Source organism: Halorubrum sp. SD626R, from assembly GCF_001261915.1.
GTDB lineage: Archaea > Halobacteriota > Halobacteria > Halobacteriales > Haloferacaceae > Halorubrum.
Genome location: NZ_CVRT01000068.1, coordinates 12,808 through 30,483, shown reverse-complemented (window position 1 = coordinate 30,483; position 17,676 = coordinate 12,808). Strand labels below are relative to the sequence as shown.

The window sequence follows — 17,676 nt, the reverse complement described above, 5'->3', positions numbered from 1 at the left end:
CGGACGCCATGCCGAAACTCGACGTTCGCGGCGTCCCGCCGGTGAACAGACACGACCGGATCCACGAGGCGTTCGACGGGATAGACCCCGGCGAGACGCTCACCATCGTCAACGACCACGAGCCGAAACCGCTGTACTACGAGATGGCCGCGGAGGTGCCCGCGTTCGACGAGGAGGGGTACGAGGTCCGGCGAGCGGCGCCGGACGAATTCGTCGCCGAGTTCCCGAAGGCCGAGGCGTAGACGGCTACTCGCTCCCCGGCGACCGCTCGTCCGACGCGGTCGTCGCCTCTCCCTCTGCGTCGAACAGTCGAGCGAGGGCGCGGACGGTCGCGCCGCCGCGACTCGCCCGCTCCAGCGCCGCGTCGGGACGCGACGTGATCCGACGACGGAGAGCGGCGCCGAGGCGACGGACCGTCCCCCGCTGCTCGTCGGTCAGGTCGCCGCGTGACTCGAGCTTCGAGACCGCCTCCTCGACCTCCCGGCGTTCGATCCGCTCGGCCCGGCGCCGGAGCCGTCGTCGGACGCGGTCCGGATCGGCCCGTGCGTCGGTCCGCGGCTCCGACCGCGCGTCTGAGCGTTCGAGTGCCACGTCGATCGACTCGGCTCCGACGCGGGTGAGGGTGCCCGCGAACGGGTTCGGCCCGCCGCCCGCGACGGCCACAGACTCAAGTCCTCGCCGAGAGAGGTCCGAGGTATGGATCCCGCCCGCTTCCTGTTCGTTTCGGCCGACGCCGCGCTGATCACCGACCTCGCCTGGCAGGTCGGCCGGGAGGGCCACGAGGTGAAGTACTACATCGAGTCCGAGAGCGACCGGGAGATCGGCGACGGGTTCGTCCCGAAGACCGACGACTGGGAGGCCGAGGTCGACTGGGCCGACGTCATCGTCTTCGACGACATCTGGGTCGGCTCGGAGGTCGGGACGGGGGCCCTCGCCGCGGAGCTCCGCGAGCGAGGCCACGCCGTCGTCGGCGGGACGCCGAACACGGACCGCCTGGAAGAAGACCGCGGCTACGCGATGGAGGTCCTCGAAGACCACGGCGTCGACACGATCGAACACCACGTCTTCGACAGTTTCGACGCGGGGATACGGCACGTTCGGGAGAACCCCGCACCCTACGTTATCAAGCCGCTCGGCGAGGTGCAGAACGTCAAGCGGCTGCTGTACGTCGGCAACGAGGACGACGGGAGCGACGTGGTCGACGTGCTGAAGGCGTACGAGAAGGCGTGGGGGAACCGAATGAAGGGCTTCCAGCTGCAGCGGAAGGTCGAGGGCGTCGAGATCGCCGTCTGCGGGTTCTTCAACGGGAGCGAGTTCATCGACGAGGTGAACTTCAACTTCGAGCACAAGAAGCTCTTCCCGGGGAACATCGGCCCCTCGACCGGCGAGATGGGGACGTCGATGTTCTGGGCGGGGCAGAACGAGCTGTTCGAACGGACCTTCGGGAAGCTCGAGGGGTGGCTCGCCGACGAGGGGTACGTCGGAAGCATCGATATCAACTGCATCGTCAACGAGCACGGGATCTACCCGCTGGAGTTCACGCCGCGGTTCGGCTACCCGACGATCGCGCTGCAGGAGGAGTCGATCGAGTCCTCGACCGGCGAGTTCTTCCACGATCTGGCGCACGGCAACGAGCCCGAGGTCGAGGTGCACAACGGGTACCAAATCGCCGTACGCGTCGTCCTCCCGCCGTTCCCGTTCGACGACGGGAGGACGTACGACGAGAACTCCCGGAACGCCGCGGTCGTCTTCGAGACGGAGAGCCGCGACGGAATCCACCTCGAAGACGCGAAGCGGATCGACGGCCAGTGGCGGGCCGCGGGCGACAACGGGATGCCGATCGTCGTCACCGGCAAGGGCGAGACGATGGGAGCCGCGCGCGAACAGGCGTACGACCGCATCGACGACATCGTGATGCCGAACATGTACTACCGCGACGACATCGGCGAGCGGTGGGTCGACGGCGACGGCGACCGGCTGCAGGCGTGGGGGTATCTGGGACCGGCGGGCGGGTGACCCCGTCGTCGCCTCGTCGCCCGGCGGAGCGGTCGCCCCTCCACGAGTTTTTAACCGTCCGGGTCCACCGTTCGCGGTATGGCGAAGTACTCGACGGGCGGTGGCGGCGGCGGCGACGACGGCGACGCCTGCGAGCTCTGCGGGCGCGAGACCACGAAGCTCCAGCGGGCGACGGTCGCCGGCGCGAAGCTACTCGTGTGCTCCGACTGCCGGCCGCACGACGACGCGGGCAACGCGCCCGAGAGCGGGGGCGGCTCGGGGTCGGGAGGGAGCCGTGGCGGAAGCTCCGGCGGCAGTCCCGGCGGCGCCAGCGCCGAGTCGAGCGGCCCGGAGAGCCGGAAGAAGGAGCTCGCCCGCAAGCAGGCGAAGATGTACGACTCCGCCACCGGCGACTCCAAGCACTGGGAGGAGGGCGGCACCAGCTACGAGTCCGACCGGCTCCCGTACCTCGTCTCGGGCTACGGCGACGACGTCGCAGCGGCCCGTCAGGAGGCCGGTCTCACCGTCGAGGAGCTGGCCGAGGAGCTCGATGTCGACGAGGACGACCTGTTCGCGGTGGAGGACGCCCGGGCCGCGACCGCGGGCGTCGGCGGGTCGGTCGTCCGCGCCCTCGAAGAGCGGCTCGGCGTCGACATCGTCGACGAGTGACGCGCGTTCGACGATGAAGGCGATCAAGGACAGCGTCCACGGCCACGTCCGGCTCGGCGACCTCGCGACCGAGCTGATCGACACGCCCGCCTTCCAGCGGCTGCGCCACATCAAACAGCTCTCGACCGTCCGGCTGGTGTACCCTTCCGCGAACCACACCCGCTTCGAGCACAGCCTCGGCGTCTACCACCTCGCGCGCGGCGCCGTCGAGGGGTTCGACCTCGACGCCGACACCGCCGCCCACGTCCGCGCGGCGGCGCTCCTCCACGATGCCGGCCACGGCCCCTACGGTCACCAGACCGAGGGGATCATCCGGCGCGCGACGGGGCGGGACCACGACGACGTCGCGTGGCTCCTGACCGACGCCGACCGGGAGGTGTGTCAGGTCCTCGTACGCAACGGGCTCGACCCCGAGCGCGTCGCCTCGCTGATCGCGGGCGAGGGCGGGCTCGGGGCCCTGATATCTGGCGAACTCGACGTCGACCGCATGGACTACCTCGTGCGCGACGCCCACCACACCGGCGTCCCGTACGGCACGGTCGACACCGGCCGCCTCGTCAACGAGCTCCGGCTCGCGGGCGACGGGGGATCGGCCGGGAGCGGCGGGGCGAGCGACGCCGGCTCGGTCGACGCCGACCCGATCGACCCCGAGAACGCGCGGCTCGTGCTCGCCGAGGGGAACGTCCCCACCGCCGAGAGCCTGCTGGTCGCGCGCTCGCTGATGAACGCGGTCGTCTACCGCCACCACGTCTCGCGCGTCGCCGGCGCGATGCTGGAGCGCGCCTGCGAGCGCTACCTCGACCGGACCGACACCGACGCGGAGACGTTCCGGCGGATGGCCGACCACGACCTGCTCGTGGCTCTCCGCGAGACCGTCCCCGAGCTCGGCCGGCGCATCGAGCGCCGCGACCTCTACAAGCGGGCCGTGTGGGTCGGGCTGGCCGACGTACCGGCGGGGACGGTCGACGCCGGCCACGGCGAGGAGCTCGCCGCCGAGCGCGAGATCGCCGACAGGGTCGGGCTGGACCGCGAGGCGGTCGTCGTCGACGTCCCGTCGCGGCCCGGGCTGAAGGAGTCCGGGTCCGCCGTCGTCGTCGACGGCGTCCCGCAGCGCTTAGAGGACGCCTCCGAGCTCGTCGGGGGGCTACGGAGCGCGGAGCGCCGCCGCTGGACGCTCGGCGTCTACTGTCCGGCCGAGCACGTCGACGCGGTCGGCGACGCCGCGCGCGACGTGCTCGGGCTCCGCGGCGTCGGCGCGCGGGCCTGACGGGTCAGTCGTCCCGCGGCGCCGGCACCGCGAGCACCGGGCGGTCGCTCCCGAGGACGACGTCCTGCGTCACGCTCCCGAAGACGGCCTTCCCGGTCGGGCTGCGCTTGCGGCCGGAGACGCAGATCGCGTTCGCGTCCACGTCGGCGGCGGCCGCGAGCAGCTCGTCGGCCGGGTCGCCGCTCGCCTCGTGGTGGACGCAGGTGATCCCGGCCGCTTCGAGCGTCTCTCGGGCGCGCCGCACGGCCGACAGCTGGTGGACAGAGGCGCCCTCCGGGTTCTCCTGAAACACGTGACACAGGTGCGCCGTCAGCTCGTCGGCCGCGTGCGGGAGGTCGGCCACGGCCTCCGCCTGCGCGACCGCGCGTCGGTCCGCCTCGTTGTCGATCCCCATGAGCACCTCGTACATGTGCGGACGTTCGCGGACGACGCATATAAACGGTGGCCGGCGTTCCCGCTCGCCGCCACCGGTCCTCCCACCGCTTTTATCCGACGCCGCCGAACCGGGTCGCATGATCACGGTCAAGGACACCGTCCACGACCACATCGAGATCGACGGTGTCGCCGCCGCGCTCATCGACACCCCCGCGGTCCAGCGCCTCCGCCACGTCAAACAGCTCGGCACGGTCCAGCTCGTCTACCCCTCCGCGAACCACACCCGCTTCGAGCACAGCCTCGGCGTCTACCACCTCGCCAGCCGCGCGCTCGATCACCTCGGCATCGGCGGGAAACGCGCCGAGCGGATCGAGGCGGCGGCGATGCTCCACGACGTCGGCCACGGGCCGTTCAGCCACAACCTGGAGTCGCTCACGCACCGCCGCACCGGGAAGTACCACGACGACGTCGGCGAGCTGCTCGCGACCGACGCGGTCGGCGAGGTCCTCCGCGACCGCGACCTCGACCCGGACCGGATCGCCGGGATCGTCGCCGGCGAGGGGCGATACGCGGGACTCGTCTCGGGCGAACTCGACGTCGACCGCATGGACTACCTCGTGCGCGACGCCTACCACACCGGCGTCCCGTACGGCACCGTCGACACCGAGCGGTTCGTCCGCGAGCTGACGTTCGTCGAGCGGGAGAGTGGGGCTGGAGAAAGCGGTTCGGACCCCGAGCTCGTCCTCGACGAGGGGAACGTCCAGACCGCCGAGAGCCTCCTGCTCGCCCGCGCGCTGATGAACCCAGTCGTCTACACCCACCACGTCGCGCGCATCTCGAAGGCGATGTTGCGGCGGGCCGCGAGCGAGCTGCTCGACGCGACGGCGACGACGGCCGCCGAGCTCCGGCGCATGGACGACCACGACCTCCTCGCCGCGATCCGCGACTGCCGCGAGACGGCCGAGCTCTCCCGCCGCTACGACGAGCGCGACCTCTACAAGCTCGCGGTGTGGGCCGAGTACGACGACGTGCCGGAGCGCGTCCACGAGGCGGACCACGCGACCGAGACCGCCTTCGAGCGCGAGATCGCCGAGGAGGCCGGCGTCGCTCGCGAGCACGTGATCCTGGACGTGCCGCCGGAGCCGTCGATGCGCGAGTCGACCGCCCGGGTGACGGTCAGCGGCGAGGTGCGTCGGCTGGAGCGACAGTCGCCGCTCGTCTCCGCGCTGCGAACCGCCCAGCGCAACCAGTGGCGCCTCGGCGTGTACGCTCCCGAGCCGGCCACCGACCGCGTCGGGCGCGCGGCGGCGGACGTGCTCGGACTCGACCCTGACGGCCTCGTGACCGAGGTGCGCGGGGCGATGCCGACGACGCTCGACGAGTTCGAGTGAGGGCGGAGCGACCGCCCGATCGACCCGTTCCCGTGACGTTTTAACCCCGGGCTGGCGACCGTGGGGTATGCATCTGGAGGGGACGATACTCGTCGGCGAGGCGTTCGAGCCCGTCGAGGGACGGGTCGTGGTCGCCGACGGCGAGGTCGTCCGGGTCGAGGAGGCGCCGGTCGAGAGCGACGACGTGATCCTCCCCGCGTTCGTCAACGCGCACACCCACATCGGGGACTCCATCGCGAAGGAGGCCGGCGAGGGGCTCTCGCTCGACGAGCTCGTCGCCCCGCCGGACGGGCTCAAACACCGGCTGCTCCGGTCGACGAGCCGCGAGGAGAAGGTGGCGGCCATGGCGCGGACGCTCCGGTACATGGAGTCGACCGGCACCGGAAGCTTCCTCGAGTTCCGCGAGGGCGGCGTCGAGGGCGTGGCCGCGCTGCGCGACGCGGTCGCCGGCGAGGGCGTCGACTTCGGCGAGCGCGCGATCGAGCCCGTCGTCCTCGGCCGCGACGATCCCGACGTGCTCTCGGTCGCCGACGGCTACGGCGCCTCGGGAGCCCGCGACGGCGACTTCGACGCCGTGCGCTCGGAGACCCGCAAGGCCGGGAAGCTGTTCGGGATCCACGCCGGCGAGCGCGACGCCGACGACGTCAACCCCGCAATGGATCTGGAGCCGGACTTCCTCGTCCACATGGTCCACGCCGAGGATATCCACCTCGAACGCCTCGACGACCGGGGGACGCCGGTCGTCGTCTGCCCGCGCTCGAACCTCGTGACGAAGGTCGGGGTGCCGCCGATCCGCGAGCTCGCGGAGCGGACGACCGTCGCGCTCGGCACCGACAACGTCATGCTCGACTCCCCATCGATGTTCCGCGAGATGGAGTTCGCCGCGAAGCTCGCGGACCTCCCCGCCCGCGACGTCCTCCGGATGGCGACCGTCAACGGCGCCGCGATCGCGGGGCTGGACAAGGGCGTCGTCGAACCCGGCGCCGACGCCGACCTGCTCGTCCTCGACGGCGACTCCGACAACCTCGCCGGGGCGCACGACCTCGTCCGCGCGATCGTCCGGCGGGCGGGCGCCGCCGACGTCTCGCGCGTCGTGATTGGCGGCGACGAGGTCGGCGGCGACGAGGTCGACGGCGGCGGGAGCGGTCCGGCGGGAGACTGAAGCCGGTCGCGGTCGTACCGATCCGCGATGGCCACGTTCTCGCTCCTCGCCGGCCTCGCGCTGGGGCCGGTCGTCGGACTGCTCGCGACGCTCGCGATGGACCGCGTGATGCCCCGGCTCCCGGAGGGGACGACCGCCCCGAGGGTCGCCGCGGGCGTGCTCACCGACACGCCGGTCGACGACGCCCCCGAGCGGCTGGCGTCGTGGGTCCACTACGTCGCCGGCGGCGGCTCGGGGCTCCTCTTCGTCGGGCTCGTCGCCGCGGCGCAGATCGGCCTCGGCGGCGGCGCCGTCGCCCTCGCGGTCGCTTCGGCGGTCATGCTCGCGCTGATGGTCGGCTTCTTCGCGCTCGTCCCGCTCCCGCGGGCGCAGGGGCTCCCCAGGCAGCGCCTCGCGACGATCCGCCGCGACTGGGCGCTCTCGGCCGCGACCTACGTCGTCGCCGCAGCGGTCCTCGTCGCGGTCGCGGGCGGCGTCTGACCGGGAGCCGCCCGCTCCGTGACCGCGACCGATAGACGGCGCCGCGACGGGACCGGAGAGAAACGGTTTAGTCGCTGGCACCGGCCCGATCGCTCATGCACGCCATCACTCGATCCGGCTGGATCGAGGTCATCTCCGGCTCGATGTTCTCCGGGAAGACCGAGGAGCTGTTGCGCCGGCTCCGCCGGTCCGAGATCGCCGGGCAGTCCGTCGCGGTGTACAAGCCCGCGGTCGACGACCGCTACGGCGAGGAGACGATCGGGAGCCACACCGGACGCCAGTGGGAGGCGACCGTCGTCGACAACGAGGGCGACGGGCCCCTCGACATCCTCGACGACGAGCCGTACCCGGAGGTCGTCGCGGTCGACGAGGCGAACTTCTTCTCGGACGCGCTCGTCGAGGTCTGCAACGCGCTCGCCGACGCCGGGACCCGCGTGATCGTCTCCGGCACCGACCAGACGTTCCGCGGCGAGCCGTTCGAGCCCCTCCCGCAGCTCATGGCGACCGCCGAGTACGTCGACAAGCTCCAGGCGATCTGCTCCGTCTGCGGCGAGCCCGCCTCCCGGAACCAGCGGCTCATCGAGGGCGAGCCCGCTCACGAGGACGATCCGACGATCCTCGTCGGCGCCGAGGAGTCGTACGAGGCCCGGTGTCGGGACTGCCACGTCCTGCGGACCGGCGAGCGCCCCGACGGCGGCCGGTCGTACCTGGCCGACGACGGGAGGGCGTCCGGGGAATCGACTGATACCACCGGGGAGCCGGCGGACGCGACCGACGACTGAAGAGGCGACCGCCGGCTATTCGCCCGACCGATCGTCGGTCGCCGGCGCCTCCTCGGTGTCGTCCGGCGCCGCCGCGAGGCGGTACAGCCCGACCAGCGAGGCGAGCGCGAGGACCGCTCCCTCGGCCCGCGCGGCGAGGTAGGCCCACTCGCGGGGCTCCGCGTCGCCGGCGTCGCGGTAGACGACGCGGGTCCACGCTCGCACGACCGGGCGCGGGGCGAGCGTCTGGACGACTCCGACGAGGCCGACGATCAGGAGCAGCGCTGCTCTCATGGCGGTCGCTTCGCTTGGGGCGGTGAAAAGCGGTGCGCCCGCCGTCGCCCTCACGCGGGCGGCGACGCGCCGCCGCCTCACACCGGGTCGGCGGCCGCGAGGAACCGGCGGAAGGTCGCGGCCGCCCACTCCCGGACGCGCGGCGCGTCCGACCACAGCACCGCGGCGAGCCCTCGGTCGTCGAACAGCCCGACCGCGGCGCGGTCGCCGACGAGGAGCACGCCGACCGGCGAGTCGCCCCCGTGGCGGTACGCCTCGACGCCGCGTCCGGAGAGCGCCGATCGGACGGCGGTCCCCGTCGGACCGGCGAGGCGGTCGCCCGCGCTCCCCGTGAACACCAGCCGGGCCTCCCCGTCGACCTCGTCCGCGACCCGCCGGGCGAGCGACGGGTCGATCCGGGGGACCACGCCGACGATCGAGTCGCCGGCGGCGATGTCGGCGAGTCGCGTCCCGGGACCGGGGTCGTCGCCGCGCTCGGCGACGGCGATCGGCGCCGACGACTCCGAGAGGTCCCCGTCGACGGCGGACGCCACGAGCGCGCGGAGCGACTCCCCGGGGCCGGGGTCACTCATCGCCGCCCTCGGTCGGTCGCCGCGGGTACGACTGCCGACCCCCGGTCGATCGCCGGGCGAGCAGGCGGGCGGTGGCGCGCCGCCGGTCGTCGGGACGCTCCTCGGTCACCTCGTCGTAGTACAGTACCGTCAGCCCGAGCCCCGCCCGGAGTAGCTCGTTGGCCGCGAACCGGTACCGGTCGTCGCTCGGGCCGGAGGGTGTCGGCGACGCGGACCGGAGGTGTCCCTCGACGAAGAGGTAGCCGCCCGGGGCGAGCGCCTCGGCGATGTCGGCGAAGCGGTCGAGGGAACGGAAGAAGCTCATCGTTACCAGCTCGTACGCCTCGGTCGGGAAGCCGTACGTGGTGACGTCGCCGCGGATCGGTTCGATCCGGTCCTCGATCCCGCGCTCCGCGGCGCGCTCGCCGATGATCCTCAGCCCCTCTCGCGAGGCGTCGAGGGCGTCGACCGCGTAGCCGGCCTCGGCCAGGAATACCGCGTTCCGGCCGGTGCCAGCGGCGACGTCGAGCGCGCGTCCGTCGGGGATCGAGGGCTCGTACGAGCGCAGCACGGGCGACGACTCCGGCTCTCGGGGGTACTCGCCGGACGCGAACCGCCCGTCCCAGTCGGTCACGGAGCGTCACCGTCCGTCATGGGTGCGCTTGCGCGCGGTCGAGCGTAAACCCCACGGGCGTGGGGGTCGCAGTGCGGGTATGGACGAGACGGACTCGGAGTCGACCGCGGCCGTCCTCGGCGAGCTGCTGACCGACAGAGAGGAGTCGCTCGCGGTCGCGGAGTCGCTCACCGGCGGGCTGGTCGGGTCGCGCGTGACCGAGATTCCGGGCGCGAGCGCCTACTTCGACCGGGGGTTCGTCACCTACGCCTACGACGCGAAACGGGAGCTGCTCGGCGTTTCCCGCGAGTCGCTCGACGGCGACGGGGCGGTGAGCGCGGCGGTCGCGGAGGAGATGGCCGCGGGCGCGCGGGACCGGGCGGACGCGACGTGGGCGGTCGCGACCACCGGGATCGCCGGCCCGGGCGGCGGCACCGCGGAGAAGCCCGTCGGCCTCGTCTACGTCGCCGTCGCGTACGCGGCGCCGTGGGGCACGGAGGCGTCGTTCGTCCGGGGCGAGCGCGTCGTCCTCGACGGCGACCGCGACGCGGTGAGACGCGGCGCGGTCGACGCCGCGCTCGACGCGCTGATTCGGGCGATCCGCGAGGTCGACGGCGAAGAGTCGAGCGAGTCGAACGGTCGTCACTCCGGGTAGACCGAGCGCGCGAGCGTTTATCCCTGTAGCGTGCGTACGAATACCATGGTCGAACGCGTACTCGTCGCGATGGACGACTCGGAGCTTTCGGAGCGGGCGCTGCGCTTCGCGCTCGACGCGCATCCCGACGCCGACGTGACGGTGTTACACGTCGTCGGCGAGCCGTCCTCGATGATGGGGGCGGCCACGGGCATCGCGCTGGCGGACGACAGCGAGGAGCGCGTCCGGGAACTCTCCGAGGACGTGTTCGAACGGGCGGGGGAGATCGCCACGGAGCACGGGGTCGCCGTCGCCGTCGAGTCCGAGGTCGGCTCCCCCGCGAGCCGGATCGTCGAGCGCGCCGAGGAGTTCGACGTGGTCGTGATCGGGACCCACAGCGGCTCGCTCACCGACCGACTCCTCGTCGGCAACGTCGCGAAGTCGGTGTTCCAGAACGCGCCGGTCCCCGTGACCGTCGTGCGCTGAGACCGGCCGCGTTCCGAGCCGCGCCGTCAGTCGTCGATGTACGCGTGACCGACGACCGCGACGATCAGCGCCGCGACGACGACCCACGCGAACGGCTCGACGGCGAGGAGCCGAATCGGCCTGAAGACCGACACCTCGGGACCGAACAGGACGCCCGCGGCGAAGGCCATCGCGAGGACGAGGGCGGCGACGACCCCGGCGACGCCGAGCAGGGCGGTGTCGGTCCGATCCATACCGCGGATCGGTGCGGGGTGTATATAAACGGATCCCGGTGGACTCGCGCGGAGCCTCGGTAAACGGATCCCGGCGAGCCAGTGCGGATCCGAAAAAAGGTGCGAAGCCAGGGCAGGGATTTGAACCCCGGAAGTCTCGATTACAAGTCGAGTGCATGAACCGCCCATGCTCCCCTGGCGCAGGCTGGCGTACTCGGGCCTCGTATGAGTGCGTGTCGCTTTCGGCGAGGCTGGCGCCCGCTCCGGGTCACTCGGTTCCGGTCCCGGCGTCGCCTTCCGTCGGGTCACCGTCTGCCGACTCCGACAGCGGCTTCGTCAGCTCGACGCGGTGGCGGTCGTACCCCCGGTCGGCGTAGAACGCGCGGGCCCGGTCGTTTTCCGCGAGCGCCTCCAGCGCGACGGCCTCGGCGCCGGCCGCCGCGAGAGCGCGTTCGGCCGCGTCGAGCAGGTCGGCGCCGACTCCCTCGCCGCGTCGCTCGGAGACGACGAACAGGTTGCTCACCGTTCCGCGGACGCGGTCGCGCTCGTACCCCTCCCGATCGAGCGAGAAGCCGACGAACCCGATCGGACCGTCGTCGTCGGCCTCGCCGTCGCGGGCGACGAGTATCTCTCCGGTGACGACCGAGCGCGCGACCCACTCGCGGACCGCGGTGCGATTCGGCTCGGCGAGCAGCGTCGAGCCGTGGCGCCGCTGGCCCTCCGCCAGCGCGATCCACAGGTCGGTGACGTCGTCGACGTCGTCGACCGTCGCCGGCGCGATCGTCGGCCCCTCGGCGTCGGACATTCGCTCTTCGGTTTGACGCGGCGGGGCATGAGGCTACCGGCGAGGAACGAGGGTCCCGGTCGGACCGCTGTTCACACTTCGCGACACTCCGGACAGACGGCCTGTCCGTTGGCGGTCACCAGGTCCGGGACCAAGGACCCGCAGCTCTCGCAGACGCCCTGCGTCGGCGACTCGGAGGCGTCCGTCGTGGCGGCCTCGCTCGCCGGGTCGACGCCGCCGTCCGATCCGAGCATCCCCTCGCCCCCGCGGCGGGTTCCGGGGACCGACTCGTCGCCGACGGCGGCGTCGAGGGCCCCGTCGCCGGTCCGGGGCGCCCCGGCGGCGAGCGCGTCGCCGGCGGTCACGACGCCGACCGCCTCGCCCTCCTCGACCGCGACGAGGCGGTCGACGCCCTCTGCGATCAGCCGCTCCTCGACGGTCGCCAGCGAGTCGTCCGGCGCCACCGTCGGGAGCGGCGGCCCCATCGCGTCGCCGACGGTGAGCCCGTCCGACCCGTTTGCCGACCCCTCTGCGTCGAGAAGGGCGCCGAGCGCGCCCCGACAGCCGAGCCGTCCGACGGACTCGCCGCCCCGGACGACGACGAGGCAGTCGGTCTCCTCCTCGACCATCAGCCCCGCCGCGTCGCTCAACCGGTCCGACTCGCTCACGCCGAGGAACTCGCGATGCATCACGTCGCGAACCGTGGTGTCTGTTCGCATGGGACGAGAATCTGCTGCGAGCGGCTAAAAGCTGCCCCCGGTATCGTTATACGGGTTCCGTACGTAGTGGGTCGATCGGTGCGGAAAACGACGGTTTTGAGCACCGCGAACGGGCGGTTCGGTGGATAGGCGACCCACAGAGCGGGCCCCTACCGCGGGACGAAGAGGAGGGTTCAAACCCTCCGACGTTCGAGCGGAGATATGGCCATTCCCTCGTTCGTGATCGGGATCGCGGGAGGGACCGGCGCGGGCAAGACGACCGTCTCCCGGCTCGTCACCCGCGACCTCGGCGACAGCGTCACCCGCATCCCGCTGGACAACTACTACGAGGACCTCTCGCATCTGGACTTCGAGGAGCGGCAGTCGGTCAACTACGACCACCCGTCGGCGTTCGAGTGGGAGCTCCTCCGCGAGCACCTCGAAGCGCTGTTGGAGGGTCAGTCCGTCCGGATGCCCCAGTACGACTTCGAGATCCACAACCGGAAGCAGGATCGGATCGAGGTCGAACCCACCGACGTCATCGTGTTGGAGGGGATCTTGGCGCTGTACGACGAGGACATAAACGACATGATGGACCTCCGGCTGTTCGTCGAAACCGACGCCGACGTGCGTATTCTGCGGCGGATCCGCCGAGACGTGATCGACCGCGGCCGCGACCTGGAGGGCGTCATCGACCAGTACCTCTCGACGGTGAAGCCGATGCACGAGCAGTTCATCGAGCCCTCGAAGAAGCACGCCGACGTGATCATCCCGGAGGGCGCCAACAGCGTCGCCGTGAACCTCCTCGAGGAGAAGCTTCGGGCGGAAGTCGAGGGCGACGCCGTCCGGAGTTGGGAGCGCGGGAGCTTAGAGGAGGAGCTCGGCGAGAAGCGCTCGCTCGACGTGGACGACGACTGAACGGGCCGCGCTCACCGCGAGCGAACCCGTCTAACGCCGACCGTCGAGCGACTCGTCGGACGGGTCGCTGTCGATCGCCACGATGTTCGGAGAGACGAGTTCGGCGTTTCCCTCGCCGAGGAACCGTTCGAGACAGTCGTTGCAGAGCTTCAACTCCAACCGCTGAGCGTCCCGGCCCTCCGGAGAGAAGCGGAGGACGTAGCTGTCGGGGTCCGCCGCGCCACAGTGAGTACACGTCACTTCAGACGGTTCAGCGCCGGAAAGTATAGCTGTATCGACATTTTCTCACGCCGTGAGAGACGGGGTATCCGCGGCCGTTCAAGTAATGACGGACGGCCCCTGTCGGGCCCCGGCCACGCGTTACCGCCGCCGGCTCGCCACGCGCTCCTCCGCGGTCTCCGCGCTGACGACCTCGTAGAGGATCGCCCGACCGCCGTCCTCCTTGGGGCGGAGCACCCGTCCGAGCCGCTGGGTGAACTCCCGCTCGCTGCCCGATCCCGAGAGCACGACGGCGACGTTGGCGTCGGGCACGTCGACGCCCTCGTCGAGGACGTTGGCGGCGACCACCCGGCCGTAGGTGCCCTCTCGGAAGCGCTCTAAGATCTCCCGTCGCTCCTTCGCGCCCGTCTCCGCGGTGATCGCGGGCAGCAGGAACCGCTCCGAGAGCCGGTAGACGAGGTCGGTGTGGGCGGTGAAGACGATGACGCGGTCGTCGCGGTGGCGGTCGAGGATCACCTCCAACCGCTCGACCTTCCGGTCCGCGTTCATCATGACCTCGCGGGCGTCCTGTTTCGCCAGGAGCGCCTCGCGGGCCGCCGGGTCGTTCCCGGAGCGTTTGACGAGCTCCTGATAGTCGCTCCCGCTCGTAAACGTGATTCCCGCATCGCGGACGTACTCGACGAACGCGCCCTGCTTCTCGTCGTAGCGCTCGCGCTCGTCCGGCGTCAGCTCGACCTCGATCCGGCGGATGTCGTAGGGCGCGAGGTGGTCGCCCGCGAGGTCGTCGACGTCGAGCGCGTAGACGCGTTCGCCGATCAGCTCCGCGACCGTCTCGTGGGCGCCGTCGGGGCGCTCGAACGTCGCGGTGAGGCCGAGCCGCGCGGGCGCCGCGAGCAGCCGCGCGACGTCCCGGTACCCCTCGCCGCCGAGGTGGTGGACCTCGTCGAAGACGACGAGCTCGAAGGCGTCGCCCACGTCCTCGGCCTTCAGGTACGCCGAGTCGTACGTAGACACCGTGATCGCCTCCCGCCGCTGCTCGCCGCCGCCGAACCGCCCGATCGGCGCGTCGAACTCCGTCTCCAGCTCGCGCTGCCACTGGTCGAGGAGGTCGACCGTGGGGACGACGACGAGCGTCGGAACCCCGAGCTCGACCATCGCGCGGATCGCGATCACGGTCTTGCCGGCCCCGGTCGGGAGTTCGAGCACCCCGCGGTCGCCCGCCTCGTGCCACGCGTCGAGCGCCTCGCTCTGATAGTCGCGGAGTTCGTAGTCGGTCGCGAGCGCGTCCGGCAGCCCGGTCTCGCGCGCGGCCCGGTCGCTCGCGTCCAGCACGCGGTCGTCGACGCTCGCGCCGGCGACCTCCAGCGCCCGACGGATCGCGGCGTAGCGGTACGCCGGCGCCCGCCCGGTCCCCGAGCGCGGGTCGGTCTCGACGCCCGGCAGCGGCGGGAGCGATTCGAGGGCGTCGCCGTCGGTCGATTCGCCGGCGGTCGCCTCGCCGTCAGTCACCTCGTCGTCGGCCGACCCGTCCGCGTCGCCGTCGGCCGAGCCGCCGGCCGCGACCCGGATCGTCCCGTCCTCGTAGGTCAGCCGGACGTTCATCGCCGGACGTTGCCGACCGACTTACAAAGGGGCACCGCCTCCGTCCGGCATGCGCGCGGACGAACTCGATCCCGAACTCGCGACCGTCGTCGACGAGATCGAGGCGCTGGGGCTCCCGGAGTGGCACGCGCTCTCCGTCGACGCGGCGAGACGCGTCGAAGACGAGGTGTTCGCCGGCGACCCCGAGCCCCCCGTCGCCGACGTCCGGGACCTCGCGTTCGACGGCCCCCACGGCGAGGTCCCGGTGCGGGTGTATCGGCCGGCGGAAGCGCTCGACCGGTCGACGCCGCCCGCCCGCACCCTCGTCCACTTCCACGGCGGCGGCTGGACGCTCGGCACGCTCGACTCCATCGACGGCCCGTGCCGGGAGCTAGCGACCCGCGCCGACGCGGTCGTCGTCTCCGTCGACTACCGGCTCGCGCCCGAACACCCGTTCCCCGTCGCCGTCGACGAGGCGGCCGCGGCCGCGGAGTGGGTCGCCGACAACGCGGCCGCGTTCGGCGGCGATCCCGAGCGACTGGGCGTCTCCGGTACCAGCGCGGGAGCGGCGCTCGCCCTCGCGACGTGTCTGTACGGCCGCGAGCTGGGCGACGATCCCGTCGAGCTCGCCGCCCAGTTCCTCTGCTATCCGATCGCGGGCCACGACTTCGAGACCGGATCCTACCGCGAGAACGCCGACGGTCCCCTGCTTACTCGGGAGGACATGCGGTGGTTCTACGACCGCTACCTCCGGAGCCCGGTGGACGCGCACAACCCGTTCGCGGTGCCGCTGCGGGCGGCCGACCTCGGCGACCTCCCGGCCGCGACGGTCGTCACCGCCGGGTTCGACCCCCTCCGCGACGACGGCGTCGCGCTCGCGGAGCGGTTCGAGCGCGAGGGGACGCCGGTCGAACACCGCCACTACCCGGCGATGGCCCACGGGTTCTGCAGCCTCGCCGACCGCGTCGAGACCGCGGACGAGGCGCTGTCGGCGGTCGCCGGCGACGTGCGAGAGCGGCTGTAGGCGGTCGACCGCAACGGGTCGCGGACCGCGGCGACGGCCCCAAGTACCTCCCCGAGAGAGGGGCGTCATGACGCTCATCGGATCCGCCGTCACGTTCGTCGTCGGACTGCTCGTCGGCGGACTGGGGATCTTCGTCGCCGCCGCGGTCGTCACCGGAACGCGCGACTACGGGCACGCCGTGTTCACGGCGCTGTTCGGCGCGATCGTCTGGGCGCTCGCGGCGCTGTTCCTCTCGTGGCTCCCGCTGGTCGGCGACTTCATGCCGCTGATCGCGTGGGTCTGGGTCATTCGGGCGCGCTACGGGTCCTCGTGGGTCCACGCGGGAATCATCGGGTTCGTCGCGTGGGCGTCGGCGGTGCTGGTGCTCTCGGTGCTGCCGTTCGCGGGCGTCGACGCCGTCGGCGTGCCCTTCGTCCGGTCGCTCGGCGCGATCTGAGTGAACGGGGAGCGGGAATCGATCTGGGCACACGCTGGCGGTGTCTCACTCGCCCATCCGGCTACCGATCTCCGCGGTGACGAGCGCCATCCCGAAGACGAAGAGGCCGTATCCCGCGACTCCCGCCGCGAACGACTGCTGGAACAGACCGGTCAGGCTTCCCGCGCCGATACCCCCGCCGACCATCCCGACCGTTCGCGACGACCCCTCGCCGTACATGGTTCGGATCAGCGCGACGTTGTCGAGTGCGAACGCCGTCGTGGTCCCGTATATGAGCGGAATCATCGCCACGAGACCGACGTTTCCGTCGTCGACGACGACCGTCAGCGCCATCGCTCCGAGACCGACGACCGCCGAGAGGGCGTACCGGATGGACCGTCGCATACCGGCGCGTCGTCCACGCTCCACTTGAGTGATCGGGGTCGTCTCTCGTCGGGAACGTCCGCTAATTTCGAGGCGTTCAACGAGACCGAAGGGAAGCGATTCCGCGAAGCGGGCGTGGCCCGCACCGACACGCACAGACCGAGGGGCGTCGACCGACGCCGGGGTCACCGAACCCGCCTCACTCCGCGACCGTCGTCTTCACGATACTGACTGGCGCGGTCGACCGGCGCGAGACGCGCTCGGTGACGGAGCCGAGCATCCGCCGGTAGTCGCCGGAGCGCGTCTTCGACCCTATCACCGTCAGGTCGATGTCCTCGTCGTCGACGTAGCCGAGGATCTCCTCGTGAGGGACGCCGAACACCAGGTCGGTGACGACGTCGACGCCGGCGTCGCGGGCGTGGGCCGCCACCGCGTCGAGCGCCTCGCGGCCGCGCTCCTCCAGCGTCTCCTCGGCACCCTCCGCGCCGTCGACGAACTCGTCGCCGGAGTAGGCGTTGATCACGTCGGTATCGACGACGTACAACACGTGGAGGGTCGCGTCGTAGCGCTCGGCGGCGTCGACGGCGTGATCGATCGCGCGGTCGACGCCCTCGCTACCGTCCGTGGGGAGCAGGATGCGGTCGTACATACGCGGGAGTTCACGGGGTCGCCGAATAAATCGATCGGCGGTTCCCGCGACGCCGGTCTCCGGCCGCCCGCGGTGGCCGTTTCCCGAACGGTTAACACGCTGGTACTCCGGGGT

At 71.8% G+C, this 17,676-nt stretch carries 25 protein-coding genes and 1 tRNA gene; 13 read left to right on the top strand and 13 right to left on the bottom strand.

Going from position 1 to position 17,676, the window contains the following annotated elements:
* Nucleotides 1-8 precede the first annotated feature (8 nt).
* Nucleotides 9-242 carry a DUF2249 domain-containing protein gene (locus SD626R_RS07045; RefSeq protein ID WP_092565171.1) on the top strand — a complete coding sequence of 78 codons (234 nt, stop codon included), beginning with the start codon at nt 9-11 and terminating at the stop codon, nt 240-242.
* A gap of 4 nt (nt 243-246) precedes the next feature.
* On the opposite strand, the gene SD626R_RS07040 is transcribed toward SD626R_RS07045, so the two are convergent.
* Nucleotides 247-663: a glutamyl-tRNA reductase gene (locus SD626R_RS07040; RefSeq protein ID WP_241996654.1), complete on the bottom strand. Its 417-nt coding sequence runs from the start codon at nt 661-663 to the stop codon at nt 247-249.
* 33 nt (nt 664-696) lie between these two features.
* Here SD626R_RS07040 and SD626R_RS07035 point away from each other — a divergent pair, with 33 nt between their 5' ends.
* The 3 genes from SD626R_RS07035 to SD626R_RS07025 all read left to right on the top strand — a co-directional run bounded on the left by SD626R_RS07035 (nt 697) and on the right by SD626R_RS07025 (nt 3,931).
* Complete coding sequence (locus SD626R_RS07035) at nt 697-2,016, top strand: phosphoribosylamine--glycine ligase (RefSeq protein WP_092565110.1); 1,320 nt, start codon at nt 697-699, stop codon at nt 2,014-2,016.
* Nucleotides 2,017-2,094: 78 nt separating this feature from the next.
* Nucleotides 2,095-2,664, top strand: coding sequence for a helix-turn-helix domain-containing protein (locus SD626R_RS07030; protein WP_092565108.1), 570 nt, complete (start codon nt 2,095-2,097; stop codon nt 2,662-2,664).
* A 13-nt stretch (nt 2,665-2,677) separates the two neighbouring features.
* Nucleotides 2,678-3,931, top strand: coding sequence for an HD domain-containing protein (locus SD626R_RS07025; protein ID WP_092565106.1), 1,254 nt, complete (start codon nt 2,678-2,680; stop codon nt 3,929-3,931).
* Between the two features lie 4 nt (nt 3,932-3,935).
* On the opposite strand, the gene SD626R_RS07020 is transcribed toward SD626R_RS07025, so the two are convergent.
* The gene (locus SD626R_RS07020; RefSeq protein ID WP_092565105.1) at nt 3,936-4,340 is read right to left on the bottom strand and encodes a universal stress protein; all 405 of its coding nucleotides are present in this window, start codon (nt 4,338-4,340) and stop codon (nt 3,936-3,938) included.
* 103 nt (nt 4,341-4,443) lie between these two features.
* Here SD626R_RS07020 and SD626R_RS07015 point away from each other — a divergent pair, with 103 nt between their 5' ends.
* The 4 genes from SD626R_RS07015 to SD626R_RS07000 all read left to right on the top strand — a co-directional run bounded on the left by SD626R_RS07015 (nt 4,444) and on the right by SD626R_RS07000 (nt 8,121).
* Nucleotides 4,444-5,697 (top strand): HD domain-containing protein, encoded by a 1,254-nt coding sequence (locus SD626R_RS07015; protein WP_092565103.1) that lies wholly within the window; start codon nt 4,444-4,446, stop codon nt 5,695-5,697.
* A 67-nt stretch (nt 5,698-5,764) separates the two neighbouring features.
* Nucleotides 5,765-6,859: an amidohydrolase family protein gene (locus SD626R_RS07010; protein ID WP_092565101.1), complete on the top strand. Its 1,095-nt coding sequence runs from the start codon at nt 5,765-5,767 to the stop codon at nt 6,857-6,859.
* Between the two features lie 27 nt (nt 6,860-6,886).
* A complete protein-coding gene (locus SD626R_RS07005) occupies nt 6,887-7,339 on the top strand; it encodes a hypothetical protein (RefSeq protein WP_092565099.1) in 453 nt (150 codons plus the stop codon).
* A gap of 95 nt (nt 7,340-7,434) precedes the next feature.
* Nucleotides 7,435-8,121 (top strand): thymidine kinase, encoded by a 687-nt coding sequence (locus tag SD626R_RS07000; RefSeq protein WP_241996653.1) that lies wholly within the window; start codon nt 7,435-7,437, stop codon nt 8,119-8,121.
* Nucleotides 8,122-8,136: 15 nt separating this feature from the next.
* Here the strand turns inward: SD626R_RS07000 and SD626R_RS06995 are convergent, their stop codons facing one another.
* The 3 genes from SD626R_RS06995 to SD626R_RS06985 all read right to left on the bottom strand — a co-directional run bounded on the left by SD626R_RS06995 (nt 8,137) and on the right by SD626R_RS06985 (nt 9,579).
* Nucleotides 8,137-8,394 (bottom strand): DUF6199 family natural product biosynthesis protein, encoded by a 258-nt coding sequence (locus tag SD626R_RS06995; RefSeq protein ID WP_092565097.1) that lies wholly within the window; start codon nt 8,392-8,394, stop codon nt 8,137-8,139.
* 77 nt (nt 8,395-8,471) lie between these two features.
* A complete protein-coding gene (locus tag SD626R_RS06990) occupies nt 8,472-8,966 on the bottom strand; it encodes a transcriptional regulator FilR1 domain-containing protein (RefSeq protein ID WP_092565095.1) in 495 nt (164 codons plus the stop codon).
* Nucleotides 8,959-9,579, bottom strand: a complete 621-nt coding sequence (locus SD626R_RS06985) for a class I SAM-dependent methyltransferase (RefSeq protein WP_092565093.1) — start codon at nt 9,577-9,579, stop codon at nt 8,959-8,961. Before SD626R_RS06985 ends, SD626R_RS06990 begins: the two co-directional genes overlap by 8 nt.
* 79 nt (nt 9,580-9,658) lie before the next feature.
* Here SD626R_RS06985 and SD626R_RS06980 point away from each other — a divergent pair, with 79 nt between their 5' ends.
* Both SD626R_RS06980 and SD626R_RS06975 read left to right on the top strand, forming a co-directional pair.
* Entirely contained in the window at nt 9,659-10,213 is a 555-nt protein-coding gene (locus SD626R_RS06980) for a CinA family protein (RefSeq protein WP_092565091.1), read from the top strand.
* 45 nt (nt 10,214-10,258) lie between these two features.
* Nucleotides 10,259-10,678, top strand: coding sequence for a universal stress protein (locus tag SD626R_RS06975; RefSeq protein ID WP_092565089.1), 420 nt, complete (start codon nt 10,259-10,261; stop codon nt 10,676-10,678).
* Between the two features lie 26 nt (nt 10,679-10,704).
* Here SD626R_RS06975 and SD626R_RS06970 read toward each other — a convergent pair whose 3' ends face one another.
* From SD626R_RS06970 to SD626R_RS06955, 4 genes are all read right to left on the bottom strand, one after another.
* Entirely contained in the window at nt 10,705-10,911 is a 207-nt protein-coding gene (locus SD626R_RS06970; RefSeq protein ID WP_092565087.1) for a hypothetical protein, read from the bottom strand.
* Nucleotides 10,912-11,016: 105 nt separating this feature from the next.
* Nucleotides 11,017-11,090 (bottom strand) — tRNA-Thr (locus SD626R_RS06965).
* A gap of 68 nt (nt 11,091-11,158) precedes the next feature.
* The gene (locus SD626R_RS06960; RefSeq protein ID WP_092565085.1) at nt 11,159-11,695 is read right to left on the bottom strand and encodes a GNAT family N-acetyltransferase; all 537 of its coding nucleotides are present in this window, start codon (nt 11,693-11,695) and stop codon (nt 11,159-11,161) included.
* Between the two features lie 71 nt (nt 11,696-11,766).
* The gene (locus SD626R_RS06955) at nt 11,767-12,393 is read right to left on the bottom strand and encodes a CBS domain-containing protein (RefSeq protein ID WP_092565083.1); all 627 of its coding nucleotides are present in this window, start codon (nt 12,391-12,393) and stop codon (nt 11,767-11,769) included.
* 201 nt (nt 12,394-12,594) lie between these two features.
* On the opposite strand from SD626R_RS06955, the gene udk reads away from it, so the two are divergent.
* The gene (gene udk / locus SD626R_RS06950) at nt 12,595-13,290 is read left to right on the top strand and encodes a uridine kinase (RefSeq protein WP_092565082.1); all 696 of its coding nucleotides are present in this window, start codon (nt 12,595-12,597) and stop codon (nt 13,288-13,290) included.
* Nucleotides 13,291-13,320: 30 nt separating this feature from the next.
* On the opposite strand, the gene SD626R_RS06945 is transcribed toward udk, so the two are convergent.
* Nucleotides 13,321-13,530, bottom strand: a complete 210-nt coding sequence (locus SD626R_RS06945; RefSeq protein ID WP_092565080.1) for a hypothetical protein — start codon at nt 13,528-13,530, stop codon at nt 13,321-13,323.
* A 120-nt stretch (nt 13,531-13,650) separates the two neighbouring features.
* The gene (locus SD626R_RS06940; protein ID WP_092565078.1) at nt 13,651-15,111 is read right to left on the bottom strand and encodes a DEAD/DEAH box helicase family protein; all 1,461 of its coding nucleotides are present in this window, start codon (nt 15,109-15,111) and stop codon (nt 13,651-13,653) included.
* Nucleotides 15,112-15,160: 49 nt separating this feature from the next.
* Between SD626R_RS06940 and SD626R_RS06935 the strand changes: the two genes are divergently transcribed.
* Together SD626R_RS06935 and SD626R_RS06930 are read left to right on the top strand one after the other, a co-directional pair.
* The gene (locus SD626R_RS06935; RefSeq protein WP_092565076.1) at nt 15,161-16,114 is read left to right on the top strand and encodes an alpha/beta hydrolase; all 954 of its coding nucleotides are present in this window, start codon (nt 15,161-15,163) and stop codon (nt 16,112-16,114) included.
* 67 nt (nt 16,115-16,181) lie between these two features.
* Nucleotides 16,182-16,550 carry a hypothetical protein gene (locus tag SD626R_RS06930; RefSeq protein WP_092565074.1) on the top strand — a complete coding sequence of 123 codons (369 nt, stop codon included), beginning with the start codon at nt 16,182-16,184 and terminating at the stop codon, nt 16,548-16,550.
* 45 nt (nt 16,551-16,595) lie between these two features.
* Here SD626R_RS06930 and SD626R_RS06925 read toward each other — a convergent pair whose 3' ends face one another.
* Together SD626R_RS06925 and SD626R_RS06920 are read right to left on the bottom strand one after the other, a co-directional pair.
* A complete protein-coding gene (locus tag SD626R_RS06925; protein WP_241996652.1) occupies nt 16,596-16,934 on the bottom strand; it encodes a DUF8153 family protein in 339 nt (112 codons plus the stop codon).
* 178 nt (nt 16,935-17,112) lie between these two features.
* Entirely contained in the window at nt 17,113-17,562 is a 450-nt protein-coding gene (locus SD626R_RS06920; protein WP_092565072.1) for a universal stress protein, read from the bottom strand.
* Nucleotides 17,563-17,676 lie beyond the last annotated feature (114 nt).

Excerpts from the sequence above, each read along its gene's own strand:
- SD626R_RS06995 (WP_092565097.1), bottom strand. The coding sequence starts at position 8,394 with ATGAGAGCAGCGCTGCTCCTGATCGTCGGCCTCGTCGGAGTCGTCCAG.
- SD626R_RS07010 (WP_092565101.1), top strand. The coding sequence starts at position 5,765 with ATGCATCTGGAGGGGACGATACTCGTCGGCGAGGCGTTCGAGCCCGTC.
- udk (WP_092565082.1), top strand. The coding sequence starts at position 12,595 with ATGGCCATTCCCTCGTTCGTGATCGGGATCGCGGGAGGGACCGGCGCG.
- SD626R_RS07045 (WP_092565171.1), top strand. The coding sequence starts at position 9 with ATGCCGAAACTCGACGTTCGCGGCGTCCCGCCGGTGAACAGACACGAC.
- SD626R_RS07030 (WP_092565108.1), top strand. The coding sequence starts at position 2,095 with ATGGCGAAGTACTCGACGGGCGGTGGCGGCGGCGGCGACGACGGCGAC.
- SD626R_RS07025 (WP_092565106.1), top strand. The coding sequence starts at position 2,678 with ATGAAGGCGATCAAGGACAGCGTCCACGGCCACGTCCGGCTCGGCGAC.
- SD626R_RS06975 (WP_092565089.1), top strand. The coding sequence starts at position 10,259 with ATGGTCGAACGCGTACTCGTCGCGATGGACGACTCGGAGCTTTCGGAG.
- SD626R_RS07020 (WP_092565105.1), bottom strand. The coding sequence starts at position 4,340 with ATGTACGAGGTGCTCATGGGGATCGACAACGAGGCGGACCGACGCGCG.
- SD626R_RS06925 (WP_241996652.1), bottom strand. The coding sequence starts at position 16,934 with ATGCGACGGTCCATCCGGTACGCCCTCTCGGCGGTCGTCGGTCTCGGA.
- SD626R_RS07005 (WP_092565099.1), top strand. The coding sequence starts at position 6,887 with ATGGCCACGTTCTCGCTCCTCGCCGGCCTCGCGCTGGGGCCGGTCGTC.
- SD626R_RS06930 (WP_092565074.1), top strand. The coding sequence starts at position 16,182 with ATGACGCTCATCGGATCCGCCGTCACGTTCGTCGTCGGACTGCTCGTC.
- SD626R_RS06980 (WP_092565091.1), top strand. The coding sequence starts at position 9,659 with ATGGACGAGACGGACTCGGAGTCGACCGCGGCCGTCCTCGGCGAGCTG.
- SD626R_RS06935 (WP_092565076.1), top strand. The coding sequence starts at position 15,161 with ATGCGCGCGGACGAACTCGATCCCGAACTCGCGACCGTCGTCGACGAG.
- SD626R_RS07000 (WP_241996653.1), top strand. The coding sequence starts at position 7,435 with ATGCACGCCATCACTCGATCCGGCTGGATCGAGGTCATCTCCGGCTCG.
- SD626R_RS06960 (WP_092565085.1), bottom strand. The coding sequence starts at position 11,695 with ATGTCCGACGCCGAGGGGCCGACGATCGCGCCGGCGACGGTCGACGAC.
- SD626R_RS06920 (WP_092565072.1), bottom strand. The coding sequence starts at position 17,562 with ATGTACGACCGCATCCTGCTCCCCACGGACGGTAGCGAGGGCGTCGAC.
- SD626R_RS06955 (WP_092565083.1), bottom strand. The coding sequence starts at position 12,393 with ATGCGAACAGACACCACGGTTCGCGACGTGATGCATCGCGAGTTCCTC.
- SD626R_RS07015 (WP_092565103.1), top strand. The coding sequence starts at position 4,444 with ATGATCACGGTCAAGGACACCGTCCACGACCACATCGAGATCGACGGT.
- SD626R_RS06970 (WP_092565087.1), bottom strand. The coding sequence starts at position 10,911 with ATGGATCGGACCGACACCGCCCTGCTCGGCGTCGCCGGGGTCGTCGCC.
- SD626R_RS06940 (WP_092565078.1), bottom strand. The coding sequence starts at position 15,111 with ATGAACGTCCGGCTGACCTACGAGGACGGGACGATCCGGGTCGCGGCC.
- SD626R_RS07035 (WP_092565110.1), top strand. The coding sequence starts at position 697 with ATGGATCCCGCCCGCTTCCTGTTCGTTTCGGCCGACGCCGCGCTGATC.
- SD626R_RS06990 (WP_092565095.1), bottom strand. The coding sequence starts at position 8,966 with ATGAGTGACCCCGGCCCCGGGGAGTCGCTCCGCGCGCTCGTGGCGTCC.